General features: G+C 70.7%; 22 protein-coding genes, 1 tRNA gene and 2 pseudogenes. 11 read left to right on the plus strand and 14 right to left on the minus strand.

What is annotated here, in order from left to right:
* Window positions 1-258: 258 nt before the first annotated feature.
* The gene (locus ACQEV2_RS36925) at window positions 259-1,074 is read left to right on the plus strand and encodes an AfsR/SARP family transcriptional regulator (protein WP_433051814.1); all 816 of its coding nucleotides are present in this window, start codon (window positions 259-261) and stop codon (window positions 1,072-1,074) included.
* A gap of 358 nt (window positions 1,075-1,432) precedes the next feature.
* On the opposite strand, the gene ACQEV2_RS36930 is transcribed toward ACQEV2_RS36925, so the two are convergent.
* From ACQEV2_RS36930 to ACQEV2_RS36945, 4 genes are all read right to left on the minus strand, one after another.
* Entirely contained in the window at window positions 1,433-2,452 is a 1,020-nt protein-coding gene (locus tag ACQEV2_RS36930; RefSeq protein ID WP_433051816.1) for a Gfo/Idh/MocA family protein, read from the minus strand.
* The gene (locus ACQEV2_RS36935; protein WP_433051818.1) at window positions 2,449-3,453 is read right to left on the minus strand and encodes a Gfo/Idh/MocA family protein; all 1,005 of its coding nucleotides are present in this window, start codon (window positions 3,451-3,453) and stop codon (window positions 2,449-2,451) included. The genes ACQEV2_RS36930 and ACQEV2_RS36935 overlap by 4 nt, the downstream gene beginning before the upstream one ends.
* A gap of 112 nt (window positions 3,454-3,565) precedes the next feature.
* Window positions 3,566-4,342: an SDR family oxidoreductase gene (locus tag ACQEV2_RS36940; RefSeq protein ID WP_433051821.1), complete on the minus strand. Its 777-nt coding sequence runs from the start codon at window positions 4,340-4,342 to the stop codon at window positions 3,566-3,568.
* A gap of 15 nt (window positions 4,343-4,357) precedes the next feature.
* Entirely contained in the window at window positions 4,358-5,524 is a 1,167-nt protein-coding gene (locus tag ACQEV2_RS36945; RefSeq protein ID WP_433051824.1) for a phytanoyl-CoA dioxygenase family protein, read from the minus strand.
* A 118-nt stretch (window positions 5,525-5,642) separates the two neighbouring features.
* Between ACQEV2_RS36945 and ACQEV2_RS36950 the strand changes: the two genes are divergently transcribed.
* Both ACQEV2_RS36950 and ACQEV2_RS36955 read left to right on the plus strand, forming a co-directional pair.
* Window positions 5,643-6,671 carry a LacI family DNA-binding transcriptional regulator gene (locus tag ACQEV2_RS36950; protein WP_433051827.1) on the plus strand — a complete coding sequence of 343 codons (1,029 nt, stop codon included), beginning with the start codon at window positions 5,643-5,645 and terminating at the stop codon, window positions 6,669-6,671.
* Between the two features lie 66 nt (window positions 6,672-6,737).
* The gene (locus ACQEV2_RS36955; protein ID WP_433051830.1) at window positions 6,738-7,349 is read left to right on the plus strand and encodes a TMEM175 family protein; all 612 of its coding nucleotides are present in this window, start codon (window positions 6,738-6,740) and stop codon (window positions 7,347-7,349) included.
* 7 nt (window positions 7,350-7,356) lie between these two features.
* On the opposite strand, the gene ACQEV2_RS36960 is transcribed toward ACQEV2_RS36955, so the two are convergent.
* Window positions 7,357-8,520 (minus strand): Gfo/Idh/MocA family protein, encoded by a 1,164-nt coding sequence (locus tag ACQEV2_RS36960; protein ID WP_433051833.1) that lies wholly within the window; start codon window positions 8,518-8,520, stop codon window positions 7,357-7,359.
* Between the two features lie 111 nt (window positions 8,521-8,631).
* On the opposite strand from ACQEV2_RS36960, the gene ACQEV2_RS36965 reads away from it, so the two are divergent.
* The 6 genes from ACQEV2_RS36965 to ACQEV2_RS36990 all read left to right on the plus strand — a co-directional run bounded on the left by ACQEV2_RS36965 (window position 8,632) and on the right by ACQEV2_RS36990 (window position 13,921).
* On the plus strand, window positions 8,632-9,642 hold the full coding sequence (locus ACQEV2_RS36965; protein WP_433051836.1) for a LacI family DNA-binding transcriptional regulator: 1,011 nt from the start codon (window positions 8,632-8,634) through the stop codon (window positions 9,640-9,642).
* Between the two features lie 950 nt (window positions 9,643-10,592).
* Window positions 10,593-11,699: a 4-oxalomesaconate tautomerase gene (locus ACQEV2_RS36970; protein ID WP_433055070.1), complete on the plus strand. Its 1,107-nt coding sequence runs from the start codon at window positions 10,593-10,595 to the stop codon at window positions 11,697-11,699.
* Entirely contained in the window at window positions 11,696-12,640 is a 945-nt protein-coding gene (locus tag ACQEV2_RS36975; RefSeq protein WP_433051839.1) for a VOC family protein, read from the plus strand. Before ACQEV2_RS36970 ends, ACQEV2_RS36975 begins: the two co-directional genes overlap by 4 nt.
* A gap of 372 nt (window positions 12,641-13,012) precedes the next feature.
* Window positions 13,013-13,285, plus strand: a complete 273-nt coding sequence (locus ACQEV2_RS36980; protein WP_433051842.1) for a hypothetical protein — start codon at window positions 13,013-13,015, stop codon at window positions 13,283-13,285.
* Between the two features lie 197 nt (window positions 13,286-13,482).
* Window positions 13,483-13,556 (plus strand) — tRNA-Pro (locus ACQEV2_RS36985).
* A 134-nt stretch (window positions 13,557-13,690) separates the two neighbouring features.
* Entirely contained in the window at window positions 13,691-13,921 is a 231-nt protein-coding gene (locus ACQEV2_RS36990; protein WP_433051845.1) for a hypothetical protein, read from the plus strand.
* Between the two features lie 40 nt (window positions 13,922-13,961).
* On the opposite strand, the gene ACQEV2_RS36995 is transcribed toward ACQEV2_RS36990, so the two are convergent.
* The 3 genes and pseudogenes from ACQEV2_RS36995 to ACQEV2_RS37005 all read right to left on the minus strand — a co-directional run bounded on the left by ACQEV2_RS36995 (window position 13,962) and on the right by ACQEV2_RS37005 (window position 15,430).
* On the minus strand, window positions 13,962-14,471 hold the full coding sequence (locus ACQEV2_RS36995) for a hypothetical protein (protein ID WP_433051848.1): 510 nt from the start codon (window positions 14,469-14,471) through the stop codon (window positions 13,962-13,964).
* Between the two features lie 172 nt (window positions 14,472-14,643).
* Window positions 14,644-14,907, minus strand: a pseudogene (locus tag ACQEV2_RS37000) (NmrA family transcriptional regulator); the annotation flags it as partial.
* Between the two features lie 88 nt (window positions 14,908-14,995).
* Window positions 14,996-15,430, minus strand: coding sequence for an ATP-binding protein (locus ACQEV2_RS37005; RefSeq protein WP_433051851.1), 435 nt, complete (start codon window positions 15,428-15,430; stop codon window positions 14,996-14,998).
* 143 nt (window positions 15,431-15,573) lie between these two features.
* On the opposite strand from ACQEV2_RS37005, the gene ACQEV2_RS37010 reads away from it, so the two are divergent.
* Window positions 15,574-16,341 carry an IclR family transcriptional regulator gene (locus ACQEV2_RS37010; RefSeq protein WP_433051854.1) on the plus strand — a complete coding sequence of 256 codons (768 nt, stop codon included), beginning with the start codon at window positions 15,574-15,576 and terminating at the stop codon, window positions 16,339-16,341.
* Between the two features lie 42 nt (window positions 16,342-16,383).
* Window positions 16,384-17,898, plus strand: a complete 1,515-nt coding sequence (gene glpK, locus ACQEV2_RS37015) for a glycerol kinase GlpK (protein ID WP_433051857.1) — start codon at window positions 16,384-16,386, stop codon at window positions 17,896-17,898.
* Window positions 17,899-17,932: 34 nt separating this feature from the next.
* On the opposite strand, the gene ACQEV2_RS37020 is transcribed toward glpK, so the two are convergent.
* The 6 genes and pseudogenes from ACQEV2_RS37020 to ACQEV2_RS37045 all read right to left on the minus strand — a co-directional run bounded on the left by ACQEV2_RS37020 (window position 17,933) and on the right by ACQEV2_RS37045 (window position 24,094).
* Window positions 17,933-18,847: an ABC transporter permease gene (locus ACQEV2_RS37020; RefSeq protein WP_433051860.1), complete on the minus strand. Its 915-nt coding sequence runs from the start codon at window positions 18,845-18,847 to the stop codon at window positions 17,933-17,935.
* Window positions 18,834-19,649 (minus strand): ABC transporter ATP-binding protein, encoded by an 816-nt coding sequence (locus ACQEV2_RS37025; RefSeq protein ID WP_433051863.1) that lies wholly within the window; start codon window positions 19,647-19,649, stop codon window positions 18,834-18,836. Before ACQEV2_RS37025 ends, ACQEV2_RS37020 begins: the two co-directional genes overlap by 14 nt.
* Before the next feature lie 31 nt (window positions 19,650-19,680).
* Window positions 19,681-20,787: an ABC transporter substrate-binding protein gene (locus tag ACQEV2_RS37030; protein ID WP_433051866.1), complete on the minus strand. Its 1,107-nt coding sequence runs from the start codon at window positions 20,785-20,787 to the stop codon at window positions 19,681-19,683.
* 155 nt (window positions 20,788-20,942) lie between these two features.
* Window positions 20,943-21,044 carry a putative leader peptide gene (locus ACQEV2_RS37035; protein ID WP_433051869.1) on the minus strand — a complete coding sequence of 34 codons (102 nt, stop codon included), beginning with the start codon at window positions 21,042-21,044 and terminating at the stop codon, window positions 20,943-20,945.
* Between the two features lie 85 nt (window positions 21,045-21,129).
* Window positions 21,130-23,090: pseudogene (locus ACQEV2_RS37040) on the minus strand (FAD/NAD(P)-binding protein).
* Window positions 23,087-24,094: an amino acid ABC transporter permease gene (locus ACQEV2_RS37045; protein ID WP_433051872.1), complete on the minus strand. Its 1,008-nt coding sequence runs from the start codon at window positions 24,092-24,094 to the stop codon at window positions 23,087-23,089. Before ACQEV2_RS37045 ends, ACQEV2_RS37040 begins: the two are co-directional and overlap by 4 nt.
* Between the last annotated feature and the right edge of the window lie 517 nt (window positions 24,095-24,611).

Below are 24,611 nucleotides of genomic sequence, written 5' to 3' on the forward strand. Positions count from 1 at the left end.
GCGGGCCGGGCTGCTCGGCTCTCAGCCGTCCGGCGGTTCCCATGAGGCGACCGATTTCTTTCCGGCTGCCTGTCGCCGGACCGCCGAATTTCATTCTCCTTAATAACCGTGTAACGAGCGAGACTGGTATCGAAGAACAAGCTCGCATATGCTGCACGCCATAGCGACGAAATCGCTGAGCATTTGGCGCCCCAGACCAGGGGCGGACGGGGGATCCGAAATTTAGTTGAATGCGTTCCACGCATTCGGGGGGTTGCCGTGTCCCTGTCCCCTTTAGTGGCTGACCAAACTCTGCACTATGCGCTACTGGGGCGGCTGCGGGTGTCCCGCGGCGGCGCCGATCTCACACCCGAGCCGCCCAAACTCGCCAAGCTCCTCGCCCTGCTGCTGGTCAGGGCGGGTGAGACGGTGCCGGGGGAAAAGCTCATGGCGGAACTGTGGGAGCGGGAGCCGCCGCGCTGCGCGTCCACGAGCCTGCGGGTGTACGTCTCACAGCTGCGGAAATTGTTGAACGGCGATCAGCAAGCATCCCCGATCGTCACGACCCCGCCCGGGTACATTCTCGATGTAAGCGGCGCGGTGACCGATTTTCATGAATTCGAGACGCTCTACAGTCGTGGCCGAGAACGGTACTCCGCGGCCGATTTCCAGCACGCATCCGAGCTCCTGCACAGGGCACTGTCGCTGTGGCGAGGGCCTGTTCTGGAGGGTATTCCGGGGTCGCTGGACATCGACTCGTTCGCGGCTGTGCAGGAGGAGAAGCGGCTGAACTGCGCCGAGCTGAGCATCGACTCCTCGCTGGCACTCGGCCGGCATCATGAAGTGTGCGAGCGGCTGAAGGGCCTTCTCGTGCAGCATCCCCTGCGGGAGCCCTTCTACCGTCAGCTGATGGTCGCCCTGTACCGGGTGGGCCGCCAGGGAGACGCGCTGCAGGTCTACCGCCGCGCGCGCCGGGTGCTCAAGGAGGAACTCGGGGTCGAGCCGGGGCCGGCGCTGCGGCTTGCCCAGGAGGCCATCCTGCGGGCGGACCCGAAGCGGCTCGAGGCCTCCGGGATGATCACGTCCGTTCCCTGACCGTCCGGGCCGTCCGGCCGGTCGGCGCCGTCCCGCTGAGCCGGGCCGAACCGCCGACCGGCCCTGACGTGCTCCCCGTCATGTGCTGCCCCGCACGGCGCCTGCTTTATCCGGCCTTTGCGGCCCCTTAACCCCTCGCCCATAGCGTGCGATTGATCCCGCATGAGCGGGAGAGCTGAGCTGTCGTGCTCGTCCGTGCGCAGCGGCCACCGCCTCGTCGCGGTGGCGGGCACGGGCCACGGTGCCGTGACCGTGGTCCCTGCCTACGCCGCTTTGCGAGGGCCGTTGCCCGCTCCACCGTCCGGGACGGCCGAGATTTTGACCCGTCCGGGCATGGTCCGATCCCCCGGCTCGGGCGTCACCCCACCGTCGTGCGCGGCCGCGGCTCGAACCCCGCCGCCCGGTAAGCCTCGTCGATCAGCTCCATCGTCGCCAGCGCGTCCTCGGCATCCAGCGGCAGCGGAGCGTCCCGGCGTATGTGCGCGGCGAGCGCCTCCAGCTGGTAGGTGTACGAGGAACGCGTGCCCAGCCGCTCGTTGCGCTCACCGTCCGCCGTGCGCACCACGACCCTGTCGTCGCGGTGCGGCAGCACGAAGTTCGGCGCCAGCGCCTCGCCCTCCGTGCCGACGATCCGGCAGCTCATCTCCAGCTCGCCGTACGCCATGTGGCAGCGAGCGGACGCGGTTGCCCCGCCCGGGAACTCCAGCTCGGCGTCCAGCCACTCGTCGACGCCCGGCGCGCCCGCCCGCTCCCCGCCCCGCGCGGACGCGAGGCGCGGGGCACCGCCCGCCCAGGACGCGAGCATCCGCACCGCCTGCAGGCTGTAGCAGCCGAGGTCCATCACGGCGCCGCCGGCGAGCGGCAGCGACCAGCGCGGGTCGGAGTCGTCCGGTGCCGGAATGGCGACCAGCGTCTCCACCCGCTGCAGCTCCCCGAGTTCACCGCTCGCCAGGATCTCGTGCAGGCGCCGGGTGACGGGGTGGAAGAGGTAGTGGAACGCCTCCATGAAGACGGTCCCGGACTTGCCGGCCGCCTCCCGGACCTCGGCCGCCTCCTCGGCGTTGCTCGCCGACGGCTTCTCCGTCAGGACGTGCTTGCCGGCCGCGAGCGCGGCGAGGTTCCACGGCCCGTGCAGGCCGTTGGCGAGGGGGTTGTAGACGACCTCGACCTCGGGGTCGGCGAGCAGGTCGGCGTAGGAGTCCACCACCCGCTCCACGTCGTGCTCGTCGGCGAACGCCGCGGCGCGGGACCGGTCGCGCGCGGCCACCGCGACGAGGCGGTGGCCGGTCGTGCGGGCCGGGCCGACGAGGGAGAGCTCGGTGATGCGTGCCGCGCCCAGCACTCCGATGCGCAGCGGTTCCGGGCTCGAGTCGTTCATCCCTGTCGTACCTCCTCGATCGTCACCGGACGGTGCTCGTGCAGCGACAGTGTGCACGCGTCCGCGATCCAGCCGGCCTCCAGGGCGTCCTCGATCGTGCACGGGGAGGGCCGGGTGCCGGCCACGACCTCGGTGAACGCGGTGAGTTCGGCACGGTAGGCCGCCGTGAAGCGGTCCATGAAGAAGTCGTGCGGGGTGCCCGCCGGGAACGTCACGCCGGGCTCGACCGAGCGCAGCGGCAGCTTGTCCTCCAGGCCCACCGCGATGGAGTCCTGGAAGCCGTGGATCTCCATGCGGACGTCGTAACCCCGGGCGTTGTGGCGTGAGTTGGAGACCACCGCGATGGTGCCGTCGTCCAGGGTGAGGATCGCGCCGGTGGTGTCGGCGTCGCCCGCCTCCTTGATGTAGTCGGCGCCCTTGTTGCCGCCGACGGCGTACACCTCGGTCACCTCGCGGCCGGTCACCCAGCGGATGATGTCGAAGTCGTGCACCGAGCAGTCCCGGAAGATGCCACCGGAGGCGGCGATGTACGCGGCGGGCGGCGGCGCCGGGTCCAGCGTGGTCGAGCGGACCGTGTGCAACTGGCCGAGCTCGCCGCTCTGCACGGCGGCGCGGGCGCCCACGAACCCGGTGTCGAAGCGGCGGTTGTAGCCGATCTGGATCGGCACGTCCTTGCCCTGGACGGCCTTCAGCACCTCGACGCCCTCGGCCATGGTCTTGGCGACGGGCTTCTCGCAGAAGACGGGGATGCCGGCCTCGACACCGGCCAGGATCAGCGCGGGGTGGGCGTCGGTCGCGGCCGCGACGACGATGCCGTCCACGCCGGCCGCCAGCAGGGCGTCGGGCGAGTCCACGACCTCGGCGCCGAACCGCTCCGCGGCGGCCTTGGCGGCGTCCGCGAACGGGTCGGTGACGACGAGGGAGTCGACCGCGTCGAGTCCGGACAGGGTCTCGGCGTGGAAGGCGCCGATGCGGCCGAGGCCGAGGATTCCGATGCGCATGGGGTGTTGCTCCTTGAGGTGGGGGTGCTGCAGCGCCCTTCAGGGGCGCGGGGAACTGCGCGACAAGCCACGAAGGCGCCGCACACGACTGACGGCAATGCGTGGCAAATCCTTAGTCGAGTCCTCCCAATACGTTCTGGTCCCAGTCGATCACGGACCCGGTGACCACCCCGGACCGCTCCGACAACAGAAACACCACGAAGTCGGCGATCTCGTCCGGCTGGCCGAGCTTCCCCATCGGCAGCCTGGCGGCAGCCGCTTCGCGCCAGTCGTCCCCGGCCCCGTGAAACGCCTTCTGCGTGGCGTCCTCGCCCTCCGTCGCCGTCCAGCCGATGTTCAGGCCGTTGATCCGGATCCGGTCCCAGCGGTGCGCGTGCGCGGCGTTGCGGGTCAGGCCGATGAGCCCGGCCTTGGCGGAGACGTACGGCGCGAGGAACGGCTGCCCGCCGTGCGCCGAGGACGTGATGATGTTGACGATCGTGCCAGGTGCCCCCCGCGCGACCATGTCCTGGACGGCGGCCTGCATCGCGAAGAACGGCGCCTTGAGGTTGATCGCGATGTGCTGGTCGAACAGCTCGGGCGTGGTGTCGAGCAGCGTGCCCCGGGACGTCAGCCCCGCGGAGTTGACCAGGCAGTCGATCCGGCCGTACGCGTCGACGACCTCGGCGACGGACGCCTTGGCCTGCTCGGCGTCCGACAGGTCGGCCTGCACAAACATGGCCTTGCCACCCTGGGCGGCGAGCTCGGCCACCAGTGCCTCACCGGGCTCGGCGCGCCGCCCGGTGACGGCCACGAATGCACCCTCACGGACGGCCGCCCGCGCGATGGCGGCGCCCACGCCCTGGCTGCCGCCGTTGACGAGGACGACCTTGTCGTCGAGAAGTCCCATGCTTTCCGGGTCCTTTCAGCTCTGGCGCCGCTCGGCGCCGGCCCGCAGCTCTTCCCGCAGAGCCCCGGGAGTCCATGCCTCGCGCAGCGCGCGCCGTACGACGTCCGCCTGCGACGGCGGGGCCAGCCCGGCCACCGGCGGATCGCTGTCGAGATTGGTGGGGAAGGGGTAGCCCTCGGCGCTCGCGGCGATCACGTTCGCCAGCCAGGCCTCGTCCGCGCCCTCGGCCCGGCGCCCCAGCAACACGGGGAAGACGGCGTTGGCCACCGCCTCCCGGTCCACCGTCTCCATGGCCCGCCCGAACGCGGAGGACACCTGGAGGAGGTTCGCCATGCGCCGGATGTCCGCGGACCGGTTGGTGCCGGCCGCGTGGAACAGCGCCGGGTTGAAGAAGGCCGCGTCGCCCTTGGCGAGGGGGAGCTGGACGTGGTGTTCCTCGAAGTAGGCCTGGAACTCGGGGAGCCGCCACGCCAGATAGCCGGGCTCGTACGTCTGCGAGTACGGCAGGTACATCGTCGGCCCGGACTCCACCGGCATGTCGCAGTGCGCGACGGCGCCCTGCAGGGTGAGCACGGGGGAGAGGGCGTGGACATGGGCCGGGTAGGCGGCCGCGGCCTCGTTGGAGAGGAAACCCAGGTGGTAGTCGCGGTGCACGGTCTGCGCCGCGCCGCCGGGGTTGACCACGTTCACCTGTGAGGTGACCTGGTAGCCGGGTCCGAGCCAGGCGGTCGGGACGAGCGCCAGGATGTCGTTGGCGTAGTAGTCGGCGAACGCCTCCGGGTCGTACAGTGCCGCCTTCTCCAGCGCGTTCCACACCCGGTCGTTGGCGCCCGGCTTGGCGAAGTGGTCCCCGGCGTTCGTGCCCGAGGCGCGCTGCTCGGCGATCAGGGCATCGAAGACGGCGCTGAGCCGGTCAACGACACCCAGGTCGGGAAAGGCCCCCTGGAAGACCACGATGCCCGGACCGGCGGTGAGGGCGCGGACCAGTTCGGCGCGCACCGCACGCGGGTCGTCGGCCCGACGCACCCGGTCGCTGTCGTAGAGCAGGACGCCCCGCTCCACGGCGGAGGCGTACGGGTAGTCGGCGAGGTCGGTGGTCCGCTCGACGAGTTCACGGAAGGAGGCGAGGTCGCAGTCCTGCTCGGACAGCCACGCACGGCGATGTACGGAGGTGTAGGACATCGGCGTCCTCTCGGTGACAGGGGCGACTCAGCGCTGTCATTCTTGTCAGTACAAACCCGTCGAACAACCAGCAGGCGGCCATCAAAAACCCCTCAAGACCAGCTACGGGAGCATCGGCATGGGCCACCCCTTCCCGATCCGGGAGATCGCACGTCAGGCAGGCCTCAGCGAGGCCACCGTCGACCGGGTCCTGAACGGCAGGGGAGGAGTGCGCGAGAGCACCGCACGGGAGGTCCACCAGGCCATCGCCGACCTCGACCGGCAGCGCACCCAGGTCCGGCTGGTGGGCCGTACCTTCATGATCGACATCGTGATGCAGGCGCCGGAGCGGTTCTCCACCGCCGTGCGGGCCGCCCTGGAGGCCGAGCTGCCGGGTCTGCACCCGGCCGTCGTGCGCTCGCGCTTCCACTTCCGGGAGACGGGACCCGTGGCGGAGCTGACGCGGACGCTGGACCGGATCGCGCGGCGCGGTTCGCAAGGCGTGATCCTCAAGGCCCCGGACGTCCCCGAGGTCACCGCCGCCGTCGCCCGGCTCGCGGAGGCGGGCATACCGGTGGTCACCCTCGTGACCGACCTGCCCTCCACGCCGCGCCTCGCCTACGTCGGCATCGACAACCGGGCCGCCGGGGCGACCGCGGCGTACCTGATGGGCCAGTGGCTCGGCGACCGCCCCGGTCATGTCCTCACCAGCCTCAGCAGCGGCTTCTTCCGCAACGAGGAGGAGCGCGAGATGGGCTTCCGCAGCGCCATGCGCGCCCGGCATCCCGAGCGCACCCTGGTCGAACTGGCCGAGGGACAGGGCCTGGACGCCACCCAGTACGACCTCGTGCGGGCCGCCCTGGAGCGCGACCCGGAGATCCGCGCGGTCTACTCGATCGGCGGCGGCAACATCGCGACCCTGCGGGCCTTCGAGGACCTGGGCCGCGCGTGCGCGGTGTTCGTGGCGCACGACCTCGACCACGACAACACCCGCCTGCTGCGCGAGCAGCGCCTGTCCGCCGTACTCCACCACGACCTGCGTCAGGACATGCGCGAGGCCTGCCGCATCGTCATGCGGGCCCACGGCGCGCTGCCGCCCGCGGGTCCCACGCTGCCGTCGGCGATCCAGGTGGTGACGCCGTACAACATGCCCGCGCCCATCGGGTGACGATCGGGGGCGTGCACCTGGCGTGTATGCCCGCTCGGCGGGCCACCGCTCCCTACCGTCGTGGGCATGTGGAAATCGAACCCGGACGGCGGGCCCGAGCGACTGGTGGCGCTCGCCGACGGAGTGTTCGCCATCGCCATCACGCTGCTGGTCCTGGACTTCTATGTGCCACGGGGACTCGACTCGGCGCAGTACCACGACGCCCTGCACGAACTGGTCCCGAACCTCGGCGCCTACGCGCTCACCGTGCTGGTGCTCGGTGCCTTCTGGCGTGAGCACCGCCGGATCTTCGGCCTCGTCCGGCAGATCGACGGACAGGTGATCGCGCTGTCCGTCCTGGGCCTGGGCGTGGCGGCCCTGCTGCCCTTCCCCACCAAGCTCATCGCCGAGTACGGCAACGAGCCTGCGTCGGTGGCCGCCTACGCGGGGGCGGTCGCATCCCTCGGCGCCGCCCACCTCGCGCTGCTCCTCGTCCTGGCCGGGCGCCCCTGGCTGTGCGGCGGGGCGGCGCCACCGGAGGGCTTCCGCCTCTTCGCGCTCGACATGGCGGTGACGGTGGCGGTGTTCTCCCTCAGCATCCCGCTCGCCCTGGCCATCGGTTCCGCGGCCATGTGGTTCTGGCTCGCCCTGGCCCCGGTCAAGGTGGCGACCGGTCTGCGGGCCGCCAGGGCCCGCTGACGGGCCGTCACGCCTCCGGGGTCACGTCCACCCACGCGCCGCTCTGCGCCGACCGCACCATCGCGTCCAGTACGGCGGCACTGTGTACGGCGTCCTGGAGCGTGGCCCCGTGCGGTGTGCCCTCGGCGATCGAGCGCAGGAAGCGGTACGCCTCGATGACCTTGAGGTCGTCGTAGCCCATGGCGTTCGCGGCGCCCGGCTGGAAGGCGCCGAACTCGCCGGCGCCGGGGCCGACGTAGACCGTGCTGACGGGCTGGTCCTGATAGGAGGTGCCGCGGCTGACGCCGAGCTCGTTCATGCGGCGGAAGTCCCAGAAGACCGCGCCCTTGGTGCCGTGCACCTCGAAGCCGTAGTTGTTCTGCTCGCCGACCGAGACCCGGCAGGCCTCCAGAACGCCGCGGGCGCCGGAGGCGAAGCGGAGCAGGCAGCTCACGTAGTCCTCGTTCTCGACGGGGCCGAGTTCGCCGCCGGTGGCCAGGGTGTGGCCGGCGGTGGCGCCCGTGGGGCGGGCGCGTTCGGGGATGAAGACGGCGGTGTCGGCGGTGAGGGAGGCGATGTCGCCGAGGAGGTGCCGGGCGAGGTCGGCGCCGTGGGAGGCGAGGTCGCCGAGGACGCCGCTGCCGCCGCGCTCCTTCTCGTACCGCCAGGTCAGGGCGCCGTCCGGATGGGCGGCGTAGTCGCTGAAGAGGCGGATGCGGACGTGCGTGACGGCGCCGATCTCGCCGGAGGCGACGATCTCGCGGGCGGCCTCGACGGCGGGCGCGTTGCGGTAGTTGAAGCCGACCGTGCTCCGGACGCCGGCCTTGGCGACGGCGTCGGCGACGGCCTGGGCGTCGGCCACCGTCAGGCCCACCGGCTTCTCGATCCAGATGTGCTTGCCGGCCTCGGCCATCGCGACGCCGATCTCGCGGTGCAGGAAGTTCGGGGCGGTGATGCTGACGGCCCGCACACGCGGGTCGGCGGCGACCTCGCGCCAGTCACGGGTGGCGGAGGCGAACCCGAACTGCGCGGCGGCCTCCTCGGCCCGGCCCGGTACGTCCTCGGCGACGGCCACCAGCTGCGGCCGCACCGCCAGCTGCGGATAGTGGTGCAGGACACGGGCGTACGCCTGGGTGTGCACCCGGCCCATCCAGCCGAACCCGACGACGGCGACACCGAGCGATTCCACCATGACAGCCCTTCTTTGGACCGGTCCATTTTCTGTCCAGGCCACCTTGGGTGCCGTTTCCGCCCGGTGTCAACTCTTTGACAAGCCCAGCCGGCTCATGGAACGGTCCATGTCATGAGACCGCCGACGATCCGCGACGTGGCCGACCGGGCCGGCGTCTCCAAGTCACTGGTCTCGCTGGTGCTGCGCGGCTCCGACCAGGTGCGCCCGGAGAAACGGGACGCCGTCCTGCGGGCCGTGCGCGAGCTCGGCTACCGCCCCAACGCCGCTGCCCGCAGCCTCAGCGAGCAGCGCACCCGCACGGTCGGCGTCCTCCTGAACGACCTGCGCAACCCGTGGTTCGTGGACATGCTGGACGGGCTCAACTCCCTGCTCCACGACAACGGCCTGCACATGCTGCTGGCCGACGCCCGCCTCAACCGCCGTACCGGCCAGGATCCGGCGGGCCCGCTGCTGGACCTGCGGGTCGACGGCCTGGTCGTGGTCGGCACGCTGCCCGACCCGGCCGCGCTGGAAGCGGTGGCCGCGCGGATCCCGGTCGTGGTGGCCGGTGCCCGTGAGCCGGTGCCGTCCGGCGTGGACGTCGTGGCGGGCGACGACGAGCGGGGCGCCCGCCTGGTCGCCGAGCACCTCATCGGCCTGGGGCACCGTCGCATCGCGCACATCGCGGGGTACGGAGCGGTTGGCGAGCTGCGCCGGCGGAGCTTCGAGGCGACGATGCGGGAGCACGGCCTCGCGGGCGAGGCGGTGGTCGAGCCCAGCGACATGACCGAGGAGGGCGGTTACCGCACCACCGTCCGTCTGCTCAGCCGCCCCGAGCGGCCCACGGCCGTCTTCGCCGTCAACGACATCGCCGCGATCGGCGCGCTGTCCGCGGCCGAGGAGCTGGGGCTGCGTGTCCCGCGCGACCTGTCCGTCGCCGGGTACGACAACACGAGCATCGCCCGCCTGCGCCATGTCTGGCTCACCACGGTCGACAACACCAGCCACGAGGTCGGCCGCCGCGCGGCCCGCTGTCTGACCGACCGGTTGGCGGGCGCAGGGGGAGAGGGCGGGGTCCAACTCGCGGTGCCGGCGCTGGAGATCCGGGGGACGACGGCGGCTCCCGCGGTACCCTCTCAGTGACCGATCCTGCGTGACGTACACCACGTCTGCTTGCTGTCAGGTGGCTGTCCGGGAGACGTCGGCCGCCTTCGCTTCGATCAGCCCGTGGGGCAGCCGCCCCATCGGAGATCCGGCATCGGACATCCGGCATCGGGCATCGGGCATCGGGCGAGGAGAGACGATCGTGAAGGACCGGGCGAAGACCGAGGAACTACTCAGCACCTCGGACCTGCAAGTGAGCACCGCAGCGACGACATGGCGGCATGTGGAGGGCCGAGTACGTCGACGTCGTCGACGACATCCTGGCGACGCTGGCGCCCAGCGGACCGTACGCCTACACCATCAGCCCCGGCGTGGAGGAGGGGAAGGAACTCCCCACGCAGCGCCTCGTCACGACGTACGACGAGATCGCCGCGACCTACCGCAACATGCACCGCTTCTCCGCGGTGGTGGCCATCCGCCCCGTCGCGGAACTGCACGCCCCCTGGTACAGCTTCGTCAGCGGGGTGGGGCGCGGCCGGCTGAAGACGACCGGTGAGGAGACCGAGCGGCCGGTCATCGTGCTGTTCCCGACCATGGGCTCCGACGGCATCACCGGGGAGCTCTTCTGGGGCCGCACCCAGCGCCACGTGATGCCGGGCGACCCGGCCGACGGCGCGCTGGCGAGCCGGTTCGCCGTGGCGGGGCTGCACGGGAGGCTCCTCGACGCGTACCGCGCCGGGGACGTCGACGCGATCGTGGACCTGGCGCACCCCGAGATCCAGACCGGCGTCCGGGACTATGTGGCGCACACCGGCACCCTGGTGGAACTGCACACCAAGGACGAGCTGCGCGCCCACCTCGAGGACTTCTACGACCAGTACACGGTCCGCGGGATCGACGTCGTCCACCGGCACTTCGACGACTGGTTCTTCTTCCACGAGCTGCGCTGGACGGTCGAGCCCCGGCAGGGCGCGCAGGCCGGCGCTGTCCTGCGTCACCACACGGCCGAATACGCGGAGGTGTCCGCAGCCGGGCTCGTGGTCGCGCACATCGGGGCCGACGACCTGCCCGCCGACCACACCGCTCGCGACGACCTGCTGCTGCGGATCATGGGCAGCCCCGACGAACGGCAGATCGACGGGCTCGGCGGCGCGCACCCCCTCACCAGCAAGGTGGCGGTGGTGTCACCGTCGACCGACCCGAGGGCCGACGTCGACTACCTCTTCCTCCAAGTGATCGTCGACCGACCGGAAGTGGCCGACCGTCAGAACTGCGGCAACATCCTCGCCGGTATTGGCCCGTTCGCCGTCGAGCGCGGGCTGGTACCGGCGGGCGAGGAGCGGACCTCCGTCCGGATCCGCCTGGTCAACTCCGGCGACCTCGCCACGGCCACCTTCCCCACCCCGGGCGGACGGGTCGACTACACGGGCGACGCCGAGATCTCGGGCGTGCCCGGCACGGCGGCCCCCGTGGTCGTCGAATTCCCGCCCGGTACGGGGAAACTGCTGCCCACGGGCAACGTCCGTGACGTCATCGACGGCGTCCCGGTGACCTGCGTGGACAACGGCATGCCGACCGTGCTCATCCCCGCGACCTCCCTGAAGGTCACCGGCCATGAGACGCCCAAGGATCTGGAGGAGGACCTGGCCCTCGCCGACCGGCTGCAGGAAATCCGGTGCCGGGCAGGCGAGTTGATGGGCCTCGGGGCCGTGTCGGACACGACCGTCCCCAAGCTCACCCTGCTCGCCCCGCCCCGCCACGGCGGCGCGATCACCACCCGCACCTTCATTCCCGTGCGCTGCCATACGTCCATCGGCGTGCTCGGCGCGGCCAGTGTGGCCGCAGGGCTGCGCGTCGAGGGCGGTGTCGGCGCGGAACTCGCGGAACTGCCTGCCGAGGGCGATCGCGTCCGCATCGAACATCCCACGGGATTCCTGGACATCGAGAACACCCTCGGCACCGACTCCGACGGGCTGCCCCGCGCCCGCCGTACCGCCGTGGTCCGCACCGCTCGCAAGATCTTCGACGGCGCCGTGTTCCCGAGGTCCGCCGAGACGGCCCCCATCCCCGCACGACCCCTTGGAGGCCACCGATGACCCCGCCGCTCGGCGACATCGCCCACCTCGGCCACGCCCAGCTGTTCACCCCCGACCTGGACGCCAGTGTCGCCTTCTTCACCGACTACCTGGGTCTCACTGGCAACGGCCAGGACGGCGACACGGTCTACTTGCGGACCTTCGACGACTACGAGCACCACAGCCTGGTCCTCACCACCCGCGAGCAGCCGGGCCTCGGCCGGCTCGCCGTGCGCACGTCCAGCGAGGAGGCACTGCACCGACGTATCAAGGCGATCGAGGAGGCGGGCGGCTCCGGAAAGTGGGTCGAGGACGAGCCCGGCATCGGCAAGCTCTGCCTCACCACCGACCCGGACGGGCACGAACACGCCCTGTACTGGGAGAGCGAGTACTACCAGGCGCCACAGCGGCCCGCGTTGAAGAACCAGCCGCAGGCCAAACCCAACCGGGGCGTGGGAGTGCGGCGCCTGGACCACGTCAACTTCCTGGCCGCCGACGTGCTCGCCAACGCCGAGTTCCAGGAGCGGGTGCTGGGGGCACGGCCCACCGAGCAGATCCAGCTCGACTCCGGGAAGATCGCGGCCCGTTGGCTGACCTTCACCAGCAAGTCGTACGACGTCGTCTACACCTCCGACTGGACCGGCTCGACCGGTCGGCTGCACCACATCGCCTTCGCGACCGACACCCGCGAGGAGATCCTGCGCGCCGCCGACCTCGCCATCGACACGGGCGTGTTCATCGAGACGGGCCCGCACAAGCACGCCATCCAGCAGACGTTCTTCCTGTACGTCTACGAGCCCGGCGGCAACCGCATCGAGCTGTGCAACCCGCTGGCGCGACTGGTGCTGGCCCCGGACTGGCCGCTGATCACCTGGACCGAGGCCGAGCGGGCCAAGGGGCAGGCCTGGGGGCTGAAGACCATCGAGTCGTTCCACACGCACGGGACGCCACCGGTTGCCTGAGCCGGTCGCCTGAGTTTGGACGCAGGAGCCGGCCGCACCCTCGCCGGCGTCGGCCTCGGCGGTCTGTTGCCGACTGCGACTGGTGTTCATCGGCGTCGCCGCGCTGCGGGGCTCGCGGCGGGTGACGCGCAGTGACGTCGGCCAGGAGCTGATCGGCGCTCATCGATCGGGACGACGAACAGGGCGGATGCCGTTCACCGCAGGGTGTGCGGTGGGCGGCGCCAGGCATATGGACTGATGACGGCACACACATATCGGCTGATGAGCTGAGGTGCTACGTACGACGGTCTCACGTATTGTGACGGCATATGCCCAGTGCGTAGCGGGGGTCCCGTGATGCTGCCGGGGCAGGGGAGACAAAGGGGGTCCAGAGTGCCGGCGCTTCTCGCGGTGATGGCTGTTGTCGGGTACATGGCCACGGCGGGTCTGCCGTGGTGGGCGGTGGTGGCGGTGGTTGTGCTGACGGCGGGGCTGGCGGGCCGGACCGGGATGCGGAAGGCCGCGACGAGCCAGCCCGTCAGGTCCTCGGCCGACAAGTGCTCGACGGTCGTGCCGGTGTCCGTGAACGTACGGGCGGTCACATGTCCCGACGAATACACCGAGTGGGTGTGCGGTGGACGGGAGCCGGTGTTGCGGAACAGGTGAGGCGCAAGGCTTCTCCCGTGCGGCGTGCGACGCGTTCGCCGGTGCCGGCCGGGGTCAGCATCCGGTGCCCGGCTGATCCGCTGCTCGTCCGGGCGCCGGTGCTGCTGCCGGCGCCAAGACGGCGACATTCCGGACCGGCTGCGCGGATGAGGTAGGGTTTATCTGCGTGATCACGCGCTTCACCGCGCGGGACGCACCGGGACGTGGCGCAGCTTGGTAGCGCACTTGACTGGGGGTCAAGGGGTCGCAGGTTCAAATCCTGTCGTCCCGACAGCTGGACGACTAGTTGTCGCAGGTCAGGGCCTTGGATCACATCATGTGAGACGAGGCCCTTGATCGTTTCCAAGCGCCCGTCTCACCATTTCTCACTCACTGCCGTCGGGCCGGCGGATAGGGTCCTCTGCCATGCGCAGCTCAAGGCGGCCGTGGATCGGGATCCTGGCCATGGCTCTGGTCAGCATCGGCATGGCCATGTTCTTCATCAACGCCGAGGCCGTCGTGAACGGCGACGCCGTTGAATGCGACGGCAGCCCGATGAGTCCCGGTCAGTGGTGCATGCGTACCCGCGACAGCGGGGTGGGCGTCGGCACCCTCGGTATCGTCCTCTTCCTCGCCGCGCGACGAGGAAACCGGTAACGGCCCTGCGCAGCGCCGGCGGTCCGCACCATGGCACGGTTCAGGCCGGTTCTGATCGGTTGCCCTTCTCGATCGCCTCGCGAACGGCCATCGTGAGGTGCGCGGCTCGGTCGACGATGCCGGTGATAACCACTGGCTTACCGTGAGCGAGCTTCAGCCGAAGATTCACGTCCCCACCGAACGCGCGGCCAAGCGCGGTGTCCTTGCCGTTGTCGACGAGGTCCGCAACGTCCTCCCACCTGACGACACGGCGCTTGCCCCGGTAGGCGTGGACCAGACCGTCCACGTACAGCTCGAACGCCTCATCGGAGCGCGTCAGGAACAGCCAGGCACACCAGCACCCCATGAGCACTGCCCCGAAGCCGCAGCCGAGTACGACGCTCGGCACGAAGTCGTCGCCGGTGACCGAGCTCTTGTACGCCGGTATCGCAAGCACCACGCCAAGCAGGATGCCGACAAAGCCCGGCAGGAGCAGCGTCAAGGCATTGCGCCCGCGGCGGCCGTTGTCGCTCTCGTATCGCTGTACCAGTGTGCCCAGTTCGTCGCCCATCCGAGGAAGCTATCGACCATCGCCCGGGACCGGTCCCGGGACGGGGCCCCAGCACGCGCTCTTGGAGGGCATCTGATCAGCGTTCACGCTGTGGCGTGCGGGATGCGCGTTTCGATTCGCCAGGTCACGTCGGGGTGTGCGGCGGCGAACTCCCTAGGGCCGTCCGAAGCGCCTACTTCGGCTGCGCGAGCCAGTCGGCGAACCGGCTCTCGGCCAGGTCTGCGTCCGGACCCGGCAGGAGCGTGGTCTCGTGCAGCTCGGCACCCCAGTACCGGGCTTCCGGGTCGGCGACGACCGTGCGGGGATCGTTTTCGGTGGCGAGCGCCTTGCGGATCAGCTCGTCGAGCCGGAACGCCTCGGGGCCGGCGACCTCGACCACGCCGCTGACCGGGGCGCCGACCGCGGTGCGTCCGACGGCCGCGGCCACGTCGTCCGATGTACCAGAACGGACAGCGCAGGAGATCTGCTTGTGACACGCGCCGTTTCGCGATCTGTGGCACCCCGGGGTGGACGCGTACGTGAGGTCAGCCCTGGCCGAACCGCAGCTCCGCCCACCGGCTGGTCCCGCCGGAGTGGACATGTATGCCGCACCGGGCCGCCAGCGTCGCGACGATGCTGAGCCCCCGGCCGTGCTCGTCCGGGTCGGGAGTGGCAGTCGGGACGCCTGCCGGGGCCGCGGGCCCCATGTCGGTCACTTCGACGCGTACGGCCCTGCAGGTCTCCGTATGGCTCCGCGAGAGGGTCAGTGTCGCCGGGGGCAGGGCGTGGACGACGGCGTTGGTGAGCAGCTCCGAGGCGACCAGCAGTACGTCTTCGGCGATGTCCGTGGCCAGGTGCCAGTCGGCGAGGACCGCCCGTATGCGTCGACGCAGGCCCGAGACGGCTCCCGGAGTGTGCGGCAGCGCAAAGACGTGTTCGACTTCCCCGCGAGGCGCGGCGTCGAGCTGCGCTGTCATCATGTGTCCTCCTCCTCAGGGAAGTCCCGCCGGTCGCAGGCCGACGTGAAGAACGCTAAAGACCGACATGTGAGCGGTCAACGAACATGGGTCGGCATTACCGAACGACAGTCCCATGTCGGGAAAAGCCGGATTACCATCGCTTCATGGCCGGTCCGGTCCAGTCCATAGAGCGGGCGGCGGCGATCCTGCGCCTGCTCGCCAGTGGATCCCGTCGGCTGGGGCTGGGAGAGGTGGCGTCGTCGCTGGGGCTGGCCAAGGGCACCGCCCATGGAATCCTGCGCACGCTGCAACACGTCGACTTCGTGGAGCAGGACCCGGCGACCGGGAAATACCAGCTTGGGGCGGCCCTGCTGCACCTCGGCACCAGTTACCTCGACGTCAACGAACTGCGGTCCCGCTCCATCAACTGGGCCGACGCCCTGGCCGCCCGCAGCGGGGAGGCCGTCCGCCTGGGCACCCCCCTGGAGGGCAGCGTGCTCGTCATCCACCACGTCTTCCGGCCCGACGACACCCTCCAGACCCTGGACGTCGGCGCGCTGCTGCCGTTGCACGCCTCCTCGCTCGGCAAGGTCCTGCTGGCCTTCGGGGCCACGCCCGTCGACCCCCTGCTGGAGGACGAACCGGAGGCGTACACCCGGCACACCCTGGTCCACCCGGAGCAGCTCACCCGTGCGCTCGGCGAGATACGGGAGCTCGGCTGGGGCGCCGAGGTGCAGGAGATGAGCATGGGCGAAGCCGGCATCGCCGCGCCGATCCGGGGCCAGGGCGGTCTCGTGGTGGGCGCGATCGGAGTGTCCGGCGCCGTCGAGCGGATCTGCGACACCAAAGGCCGGCCGCAACCGGCCCTGATCACCGTGCTGCGCGAGGCGGCACGCGCGATCTCCAGAGACCTGGGCGCGGCCCGCTGGTAGGCCACCGGCACCTCCGCGACACATCGGAAGGCAGGGTCGATCATGGTTGACCGGTATGTGATGTCCATCGACCAGGGCACCACCTCCACCCGATGCATCCTGTTCGACCACGGCGGGCGGCTGGCGGCGGTCGCCCAGCGGGAGCACCAGCAGTACTTCCCCCGGCCCGGCTGGGTCGAGCACGACGCCGTCGAGATCTGGCGCAACCTCCAGCGTGTCGTACCCGAGGCGCTCTCCAACGCGGGCATCGACGCCGAGCAGATCTCCGCCATCGGGATCGCCAACCAGCGCGAGACATCGGTGCTCTGGGATCCCCGCACGGGCGTCCCCCTGAGCCGTGCGATCGTCTGGCAGGACACGCGTACCGCGCCGCTCGTCGAGGAACTGAGGCAGGACCCGGGAGACGAGTTCTTCCTCGAACACTGCTGCCTCCCTCCGTCGACCTACTTCTCGGCCCCACGCCTGCGCTGGCTGTTCGACAACGTCGACGGGCTGCAGCGACGCGCCCAGGACGGCGAGGTGCTCTTCGGCACGATGGAGAGCTGGCTGATCTGGAACCTCACCGGCGGCACGGACGGCGGCCTGCACATCACCGACGCCACCAACGCCAGCCGCACCATGCTCATGGACATCCGGACGCTGACCTGGGACGAGGCGCTGATGGACTTCTTCGGGGTGCCGCGCCCGATGCTGCCGGAGATCCGTTCCTCGGCCGAGACCTACGGCGAGGCCCGCTCCCTCCTCCCCGGCGTGCGCATCACGGCGGCCCTAGGCGACCAGCAGGCGGCCCTGTTCGGACAGACCTGCTTCTCGCCGGGCGAGGCGAAGTGCACCTACGGCACCGGCAGCTTCCTGGTGATGAACACCGGCACCGACCTCGTACGATCCCAGCACGGGCTCCTCACCACGGTCGCGTACAAGATCGCGGATCAGCCCACGGTCTACGCGCTGGAAGGCCCGATCGCCGTCACCGGCTCGCTGGTGCAGTGGTTCCGCGACCGGCTGGGCCTGATCCACAGCGCCCCCGAGATCGAGACGCTGGCGCGCACCGTGGAGGACAACGGCGGCTGCTACATCGTCCCCGCCTTCTCCGGACTGTTCGCACCGCACTGGCGCAGTGACGCGCGCGGTGTGATCGTCGGCCTGACGTCGTACATCACCAAGGGCCACCTGGCCCGCGCCGTCCTGGAGGCCACCGGTTGGCAGACCAGGGAGGTCGTCGACGCCATGAACGCCGACTCGGCGCTGGCCCTGAAACAGCTCAAGGTGGACGGAGGCATGACGTCGGACCACCTCCTCATGCAGATCCTGGCCGACGTGCTCGACGTGCCCGTGGTACGGCCCCTCGTCCACGAGACGGTGTCGCTGGGCGCCGCCTACGCCGCCGGACTCGCGGCCGGCTACTGGCCGGATCTGCAGGTCCTGCGGCGCAACTGGCACCGGGCCGCGCAATGGCTGCCGGACATGGATCCCGAACGGCGGGACTGGGAGTACGCATGCTGGAAGCGGGCCGTCGAGCGGTCCCTGGGCTGGATCCAGCCGCCGATGCGCTCGTGAGGGGCCCGGCCCAGGTGGTCCGGTCCGCGGCCGTTCAGCGAGTGACCAGCAGCCCCCGCCCCCGCAGCACCCGCCGCTCCAGCGGGCTGAAGATCAGCAGGTCGATGGCGATCCCGACGAGCAGGATGAGGAAGATGGCCAGGAACACCTGCGGCATGCTGCTGTTGTTGCGGCCGTTCTCCAGCAACTGGCCGAGCCCGACGCCGAGATCGGGCGAGGAGGCGATGATCTCGGCGGCCATCAGCGAGCGCCAGGAGAAGGCCCAGCCCTGCTTCAGGCCCGCCAGATAGCCGGGCAGCGCCCCCGGCATCACGATGTGCCAGGCCTCGCGCAGCCCGGTCGCGCCCAGGGTGCGTCCGGCGCGCAGGAACAGCGGCGGGATCTGGTCGATGCCCGCGACCAGGCCGTTGGCGATGGACGGGACCGCGCCGAGCAGGATCACGGCGTACATCATCGAGTCGTTCAGGCCCAGCCAGATCACGGCGGGCGGCACCCAGGCCACCGACGGCAGCGACTGCAGACCGGACAGGATGGGGCCGATGGCCGCCCGGACGAACCCCACCCGGGCGACCAGCAGGCCGAGCGGCGTGCCGATGGCGAGCGCCAGCAGGAAGCCGAGCAGACCGCGTGAGACGGACGTCCAGATGTAGTCGAGGAGCGTTCCCTGGAGCCACGCCTCGCGCACCTCGCCCCACACGTCGGACGGCGAGGCCAGCTTGTAGGCGGGCGCGACCTCGGCCCACACCAGCAGCTGCCAGACCACCAGCACCAGCGCGACGGCGGTGACGGGCGGCAGCACCTTGCGGATCAGGGTCTCGCGCAGCGGCGTACGGCCGACCTGGACCGAGTCCAGTGCGTCGAGCCCCGCCTCCAGTCCCGCCAGATCCTCGGCGCTGTCCTTCTTGATGTCGACGGCCTTGGTGCCGACGGGGTTGTCAGTGCTGGCCATGGCGGCGGATCTCCCCACGCAGTACTTCGGTGATCTCGACGGACAACTCGGCGACCGCGGTGTCCTCGAGGCGACGCGGATGCGGCAGGCCGACCGTCCACTGGCGGGCGATACGGCCCGGGCGCGAGGACAGCAGGACGACGCGCTGGGCGAGCCGCACCGCCTCGCGCACGTTGTGCGTCACGAACAGCACCGACAGCCCCGTCTCCCGCCAGATACGGGTCAGTTCGTCGTGCAGGACGTCCCGGGTGATCGCGTCCAGCGCGGCGAACGGCTCGTCCATCAGCAGCAGCCGGCTGTCCTGGGCGAGGGCCCGGGCCAGGGCGACGCGCTGCCGCATACCGCCCGACAGTTCGTGCACCCGCTTGCCGTACGCGCCCTGCAGCCGTACGAGGTCCAGCAGCCGTTCCGCCTCCTGGCGCCGCTCGGCCTTGGCGACCCCCCTGAGTTTCAGGGCGAGTTCGACGTTCTTGCCCGCGGTCAGCCACGGGAACAGCGCGTGTTCCTGGAACATCAGGGCGGGCCGGCCGTCCGTGCCGATCGAGCCGGCGGACGGCAGGTCGAGGCCCGCGACCAGGTTGAGCAGCGTGGACTTGCCGCAGCCGGAGGCCCCCAGGAGGGTGACGAACTCGCCGGGTGCGACATCGAGCGTGATGTCGTCCAGCACGAGCTGCTGCCCGCCGGGCGTGCCCGGTGCCGGGAAGGACTTCGAGACGTGCTCGATCCGGGCGGCGTACGTCACCGCCGGAGCGTCCTGCGCGACCTTGGCGGTCGTGGCCGTTGTCGTGGCCATGGTCGTCATCTCCTGGGGGCTCGTCGGGTGCGGTGACTCGTTACTTCACGCCGAGACCGGCGTCGTCGACCTCGTCCTTGCCCTCGGCCCTGAGGACCTTGTTGAGCGGGGCGAGGTCGTAGATGCCCTTCAGGTCGGGCTTCTCCAGCAGACCGGCCTTGACCGCGTGCTGCGCCTCGGTGTCGAGGGTGGCGGCCAGCGGGTCGTCCAGGAAGGTGACCGACTTCCAGGCCGGGTCGATGACCTCGGCGGGCAGCGCCTTGCCGGACTCCGCCTTCAGCGCCGCGTTGGCCGAGGCCTTGGCCTTGTCCGGGTTGGCGTTGATCCACTCGTTGGTCTTCACCGAACCGCGCAGCACGGCCTCGACGACGTCCGGGTGGTCCTTCAGGAAGCTCTGCGACACGATGATGTTCGTGATCACGAACTTCTTGTCGGGCCACAGGTCGGCCTCGTCGAGGAGCACCTTGCCGCCCTCGGCGACCAGCTTGGAAGCGGTCGGCTCCGGTACCCAGGCACCGTCGATCGAGCCGGACTTGTAGGCGTCCGGCGTGATCTTGTTGTCGGTGCGGACCACGGAGACATCGCCCTTGCCGCTCTCCGCGTCGACCTTCCAGCCCTGCTCGGAGATCCAGTTGAGCAGCGCGACGTCCTGGGTGTTGCCGAGCTGCGGTGTGGCGATCTTCTTGCCCTTGACGTCCTTCAGGGACTTGATCTTCTCCGGGTTGACGACGAGCTTCACCCCGCCCGAGGCCGAACCGGAGATGATGCGCAGGTTCTTCCCGGCCGCCTTGGTGTAGCCGTTGATGGCGGGCGAGGGGCCGATCCAGCCGATGTCGATGGAGCCGGAGTTCAGCGCCTCGATCTCCGAGGGACCGGCGTTGAAGGTCGACGGCTTGATCTTGGTGCCGCCGAGCTCCTTCTGGAACAGGCCCTCCTGGATGCCCACCAGTGCGGTGGCGTGCGTGAGGTTGGGGAAGTAGCCGATCTTCACCTCGTCGGCGGAGAACTTCTTGGCGTCCGCCGCAACCTCGGCCTGCTTGCCGTCGTCGGTGGACTCGGCGCCGTAGCCGCAGGCGGTCAGCAGCAGGGGGAGCGCCGCGAGGACGGCGACGGTGCGCAGGGTGGTGAGCGGTCTTGCGGCAGACACAGAGGTGTCCTCTCAGGGGAAGGGCGTTCAGGGAGGTACAGCAGGACAGGCGCGGAGCTTGTCGATGCACACCGGCACACCACTCGCCCGCCGTCCCGGTGGGACGGCAGGGGGCGCAGCGGTGTGGGGGGTTCGTGCCGGGTGCGCGGGGAGTCTCAGACGAGCCGACAGATGGCGCTGGACGTACGGCCGAAGTCGATGTGGCGGCGCGAGGTCAGGAGGGGGAGCAAAAGGTGCGTGCTGTTGCGCGTGCGCATGACGACCCCACCCCACAGATTCCTAGTTTTCCTACCTGGTTGATGGGGATCGTGGCAGAAGCTTGCGTCTCCCCCAAGGGGTTGTTCACATCGTGGACGCAGCCATCTCGTCAATTGGGACATGCGAGGTCAGGGCCCGCAGCAGCGCCCGGGCCACCGCGTCGTTCTGGCGGAAGGCGGGGGCGTCGGTGCGCGGGCGGGCGAAGGCGGCCACGGCCCGGCTGTTGGTGGGGGCGCCGAGGGCGATGCGGCGGGGGTGCGGGCCGCCGAGGGACGGGTCGACGACGTGGCCGTCCGCGGGGGAGACGACGAGCAGGCCGGAGCGGTGGGTGTGGGTGGGGTCGGCGATGACCTCTTCGGTGAGCGCGCCGGCTCCGTGCAGGTCCCGCAGGAGAGGGTCCTCGGTGCGGTCGAGGGAGGGGCGGGGGAGATACGCCTCGATCAGTGCGGTGGCGTGGACGGTGTGACCGGGGACGGTGGGGCTGGTCGCGGTGAAGGTACCGGTCGTCTCGTCGGTGCCGATGCGCAGGCAGGCGCCCACGAAGCGGACGACGCCGGCCCGGGAGAGGGCGAGGAGCTGGCGCAGGCGGAAGCCGGGCGGGCCGGAGGCCAGGAAGCTGAAGAATCCGTGCCACCAGCCGTCGAGCTGCTCGGCGACGGACCGTGCGGTCAGCCGTCCCGCGGCCACCAGGCGCGGCAACTGACCGTAGACGGAGAGCAGGGCGAGGAACGCCCCGAGGTCGGCGCTGAACTCCGGGTCCTCGCGGCGGGCGACGTCCCGGGCGATGTGGTCGCGCAGGTGGTCCTGGAAGGCCCGCGGCGTCGGGAACGCGAGGCCGTCCAAGGGGTGGTCCAGCGTCTCGAAGTCCAGGCGGTCCGCCGGGTCGGGCACGGCCGCGGCGACGAGGGCGGTCATCTCGTCGTCGTACCAGTCCAGGCGGTCGTAAGCGGCGACGAACTCCGACCAGGGGCGGGCGGTGCGCTCGGGGTGGGCGTGGAAGAGCTCGTGGTAGTGGCCGAAACCGATCTCCTTGGCCATCAGCGGCCACACATCGCGCCGCAGATCCAGCGGGCGGCCCTCGGCGATCAGTACGTCGACCGCCTCGGGGCCGAAGTGGCGCGGCAACGGGGGCCGGGGCCCTGGAGGCGGTAGCGGGTCTTGGAGTGGTACGGCACTCCCCGCCGCGATCCGACGTGCAGGACGGGCTCGCGGCCGGACGGCAGGTAGGTGAGGGTGCCGTCGGCCTCGGTGCGGAAGGCGCCGCCCCGGCCCTCGGTGAGCAGCGTCATCAGGTCGACGAAGGCCAGCCCGAAGCCGCGTAGGAGGACGTGTTCGCCGGGCCGCAGCCCGGACAGGTCGGCGTCGGCGGAGAACTCCGGCGGCAGATGGAAGCGGCCGTGCCGGCGCGCGAAGCCGGCGTGATCCTGATGCTCGGCGACGGGGGCGGAACCGATGTGTCCCTGGGCGAGGACCACCAGGTCGGCGGTGAGCGGCGCGGCGCGGTCGGCCAGGTGCACCTGCTGCGGGCCGTCCGCGGGCCCGGTGACGGCGGTCGCGGTGGTGCGGTGCCACTCGACGGTCACCGAGGGCGGCAGCTCGGCCAGCGCCTTGCGGAACACCCAGTCCAGGTAGGCGCTCTGGGCACGGCGGCTGGGGAAGTCGGCCCCGTCGAGCGAGCGCAGTTCGGCGAGCACCTCCGGGTCGGCGGGCTCGGCGTACGGGGTGTGGCGCGGGCCCCGGCCGGAGAACTGGGCCGCCCACTCGGCCAGTGAGGGCCCGGGCCGTACCGGGCCGTCGATGGTGGACGACTCGTCGGTGAACATGGTGACGTCCTCGGCCATGGAGTTCATCCGCAGCAGCGCCGACTGCTCGTGCCGCCAGACGCGACCCGGGCCGGGCGGATGCGGATCGACCAAGTGGATGCGCAACTGGCGTCCCCCGCGCCACAGTTCGGGAGCGTTGGCGGCGATGCGCTCCAGCAGGCCCGCGGCGCGCGGTCCCGCGCCGACGACGACCAGGACGGCCGGGGCAGGGTCGGCGCTCACCGGTCACCGCCGATCACCGGGCGGGCGTCGGCAGCGGTCGCCGTGCTCAGCCGGTGGCGTACGGCGGTCATCCGGCCGCGCAGCCGCTGCAGCGGAGTGGGTGGCAGGGCCCGGGAGTTGCCGCGCGCGTAGTACCGCTCGACGTAGAACTGGCCCGCGCCGAGCACCGTGGTGACCGCGATGTACCACAGGGTCGCGACCATCAGCAGCGGGATGACCTGGTAGGTCTGGTTGTAGATCAGCTGCACCGAGTACAGCAGGTCGTGCACGGCCAGCACACTGACGATGCTGGTGCCCTTGAGGGTGCCGATCAGCATGTTCCCGGCGGTCGGCACGATGGAGCGCATCGCCTGCGGGACGACGATCCGGCGCAGCGTACGGCGTCTGCTCAACCCCAGCGCCTGGGCGGCCTCGGTCTGCCCGGAGTCCACGGAGAGGATGCCGCCGCGCACCACTTCGGCGGCGTAGGCGGTCTCGTGCAGGGTCAGGCCGATGACGGCGGTGAGGGTGGGGCCGAGCAGGTTGACCGTCTTGACGGTGATGAACTGCGGGCCGAACGGGATGCCGAGGCCCAGCGTCGGGTAGAGGGCGCCGATGTTGAACCAGAACAGCAGCTGCACCAGCAGCGGCGTGGACCGGAAGATCCACACATAGCCCCAACTCAGCGTGCGCAGCACCGGGTTGGCGGAGAGCCGCATCACCGCGAGCACCGTGCCCAGCAGGAAGCCGAGCACCATCACCACGGCCGTCAGCCACAGGGAGAGCAGCAGCCCGTCGAGCACGGCGGCGGTGGTGAAGTAGCGGCCCACCACGGTCCATTGGAAGGCGTCGTTGCGGACGACGGAGTTGACCACCATCGCGAAGAGCAGCAGCGCGACGGCGGCGGTCAGCCACCGTCCCGCGTGCCGGCGCGGCACGATCCGTGGCAGGTCCGCGCCGGTGGCGTCGGGTGGCTCCGGAGTCTTCGTGGCAGGGGAGGACGTGACATCGGACGGCGTAACCATGGGGAGGGTCTCCGGGGGAGGGAATCGCAGGCGTGGGTGAACCCCGGTGGCACGCGCGGCGGAGCGCAGTTCGGACACTGCGCGGGTACGGTGCGGCCGGGGCCCGGCGTCGTCACGCTCGCCGCGTCCCTCAACGCGGCCGGAGAGGCTGCCGCGCATCGCGGAGCCGATCCGTCGTCGATCGTATGTGCCCACCGCATCGATGTGTCAACAGCGCCTCGGCAGGCGCTCGTCCAGGCGGTCCGGCATCCGGGCGATGCTTGACGGAAAGGACGATGTACTGCTCAATTAGTCGCATGAATGCCCAGCAGCGCTTGGTCTCGCGCGATCACATCGACTTCTGTCGGGTGTGGTCGGCCGCGTGTTGCGCCTGACTCGGCAGCGGGCCGTCTGACCGGCCCTTCCCTCCCTCGGTGACCCCGTCGCGGGCCGAGCTCCTTCTTCACGCGCGCTGCCGCCGCATTGCCTCCTCCGACGCCCGGCGTCGTCACGCCCGTCATCACCCGTCACCTTCCTG

It is taken from the genome of Streptomyces sp. CA-251387 (genome assembly GCF_050936625.1).
GTDB lineage: Bacteria > Actinomycetota > Actinomycetes > Streptomycetales > Streptomycetaceae > Streptomyces.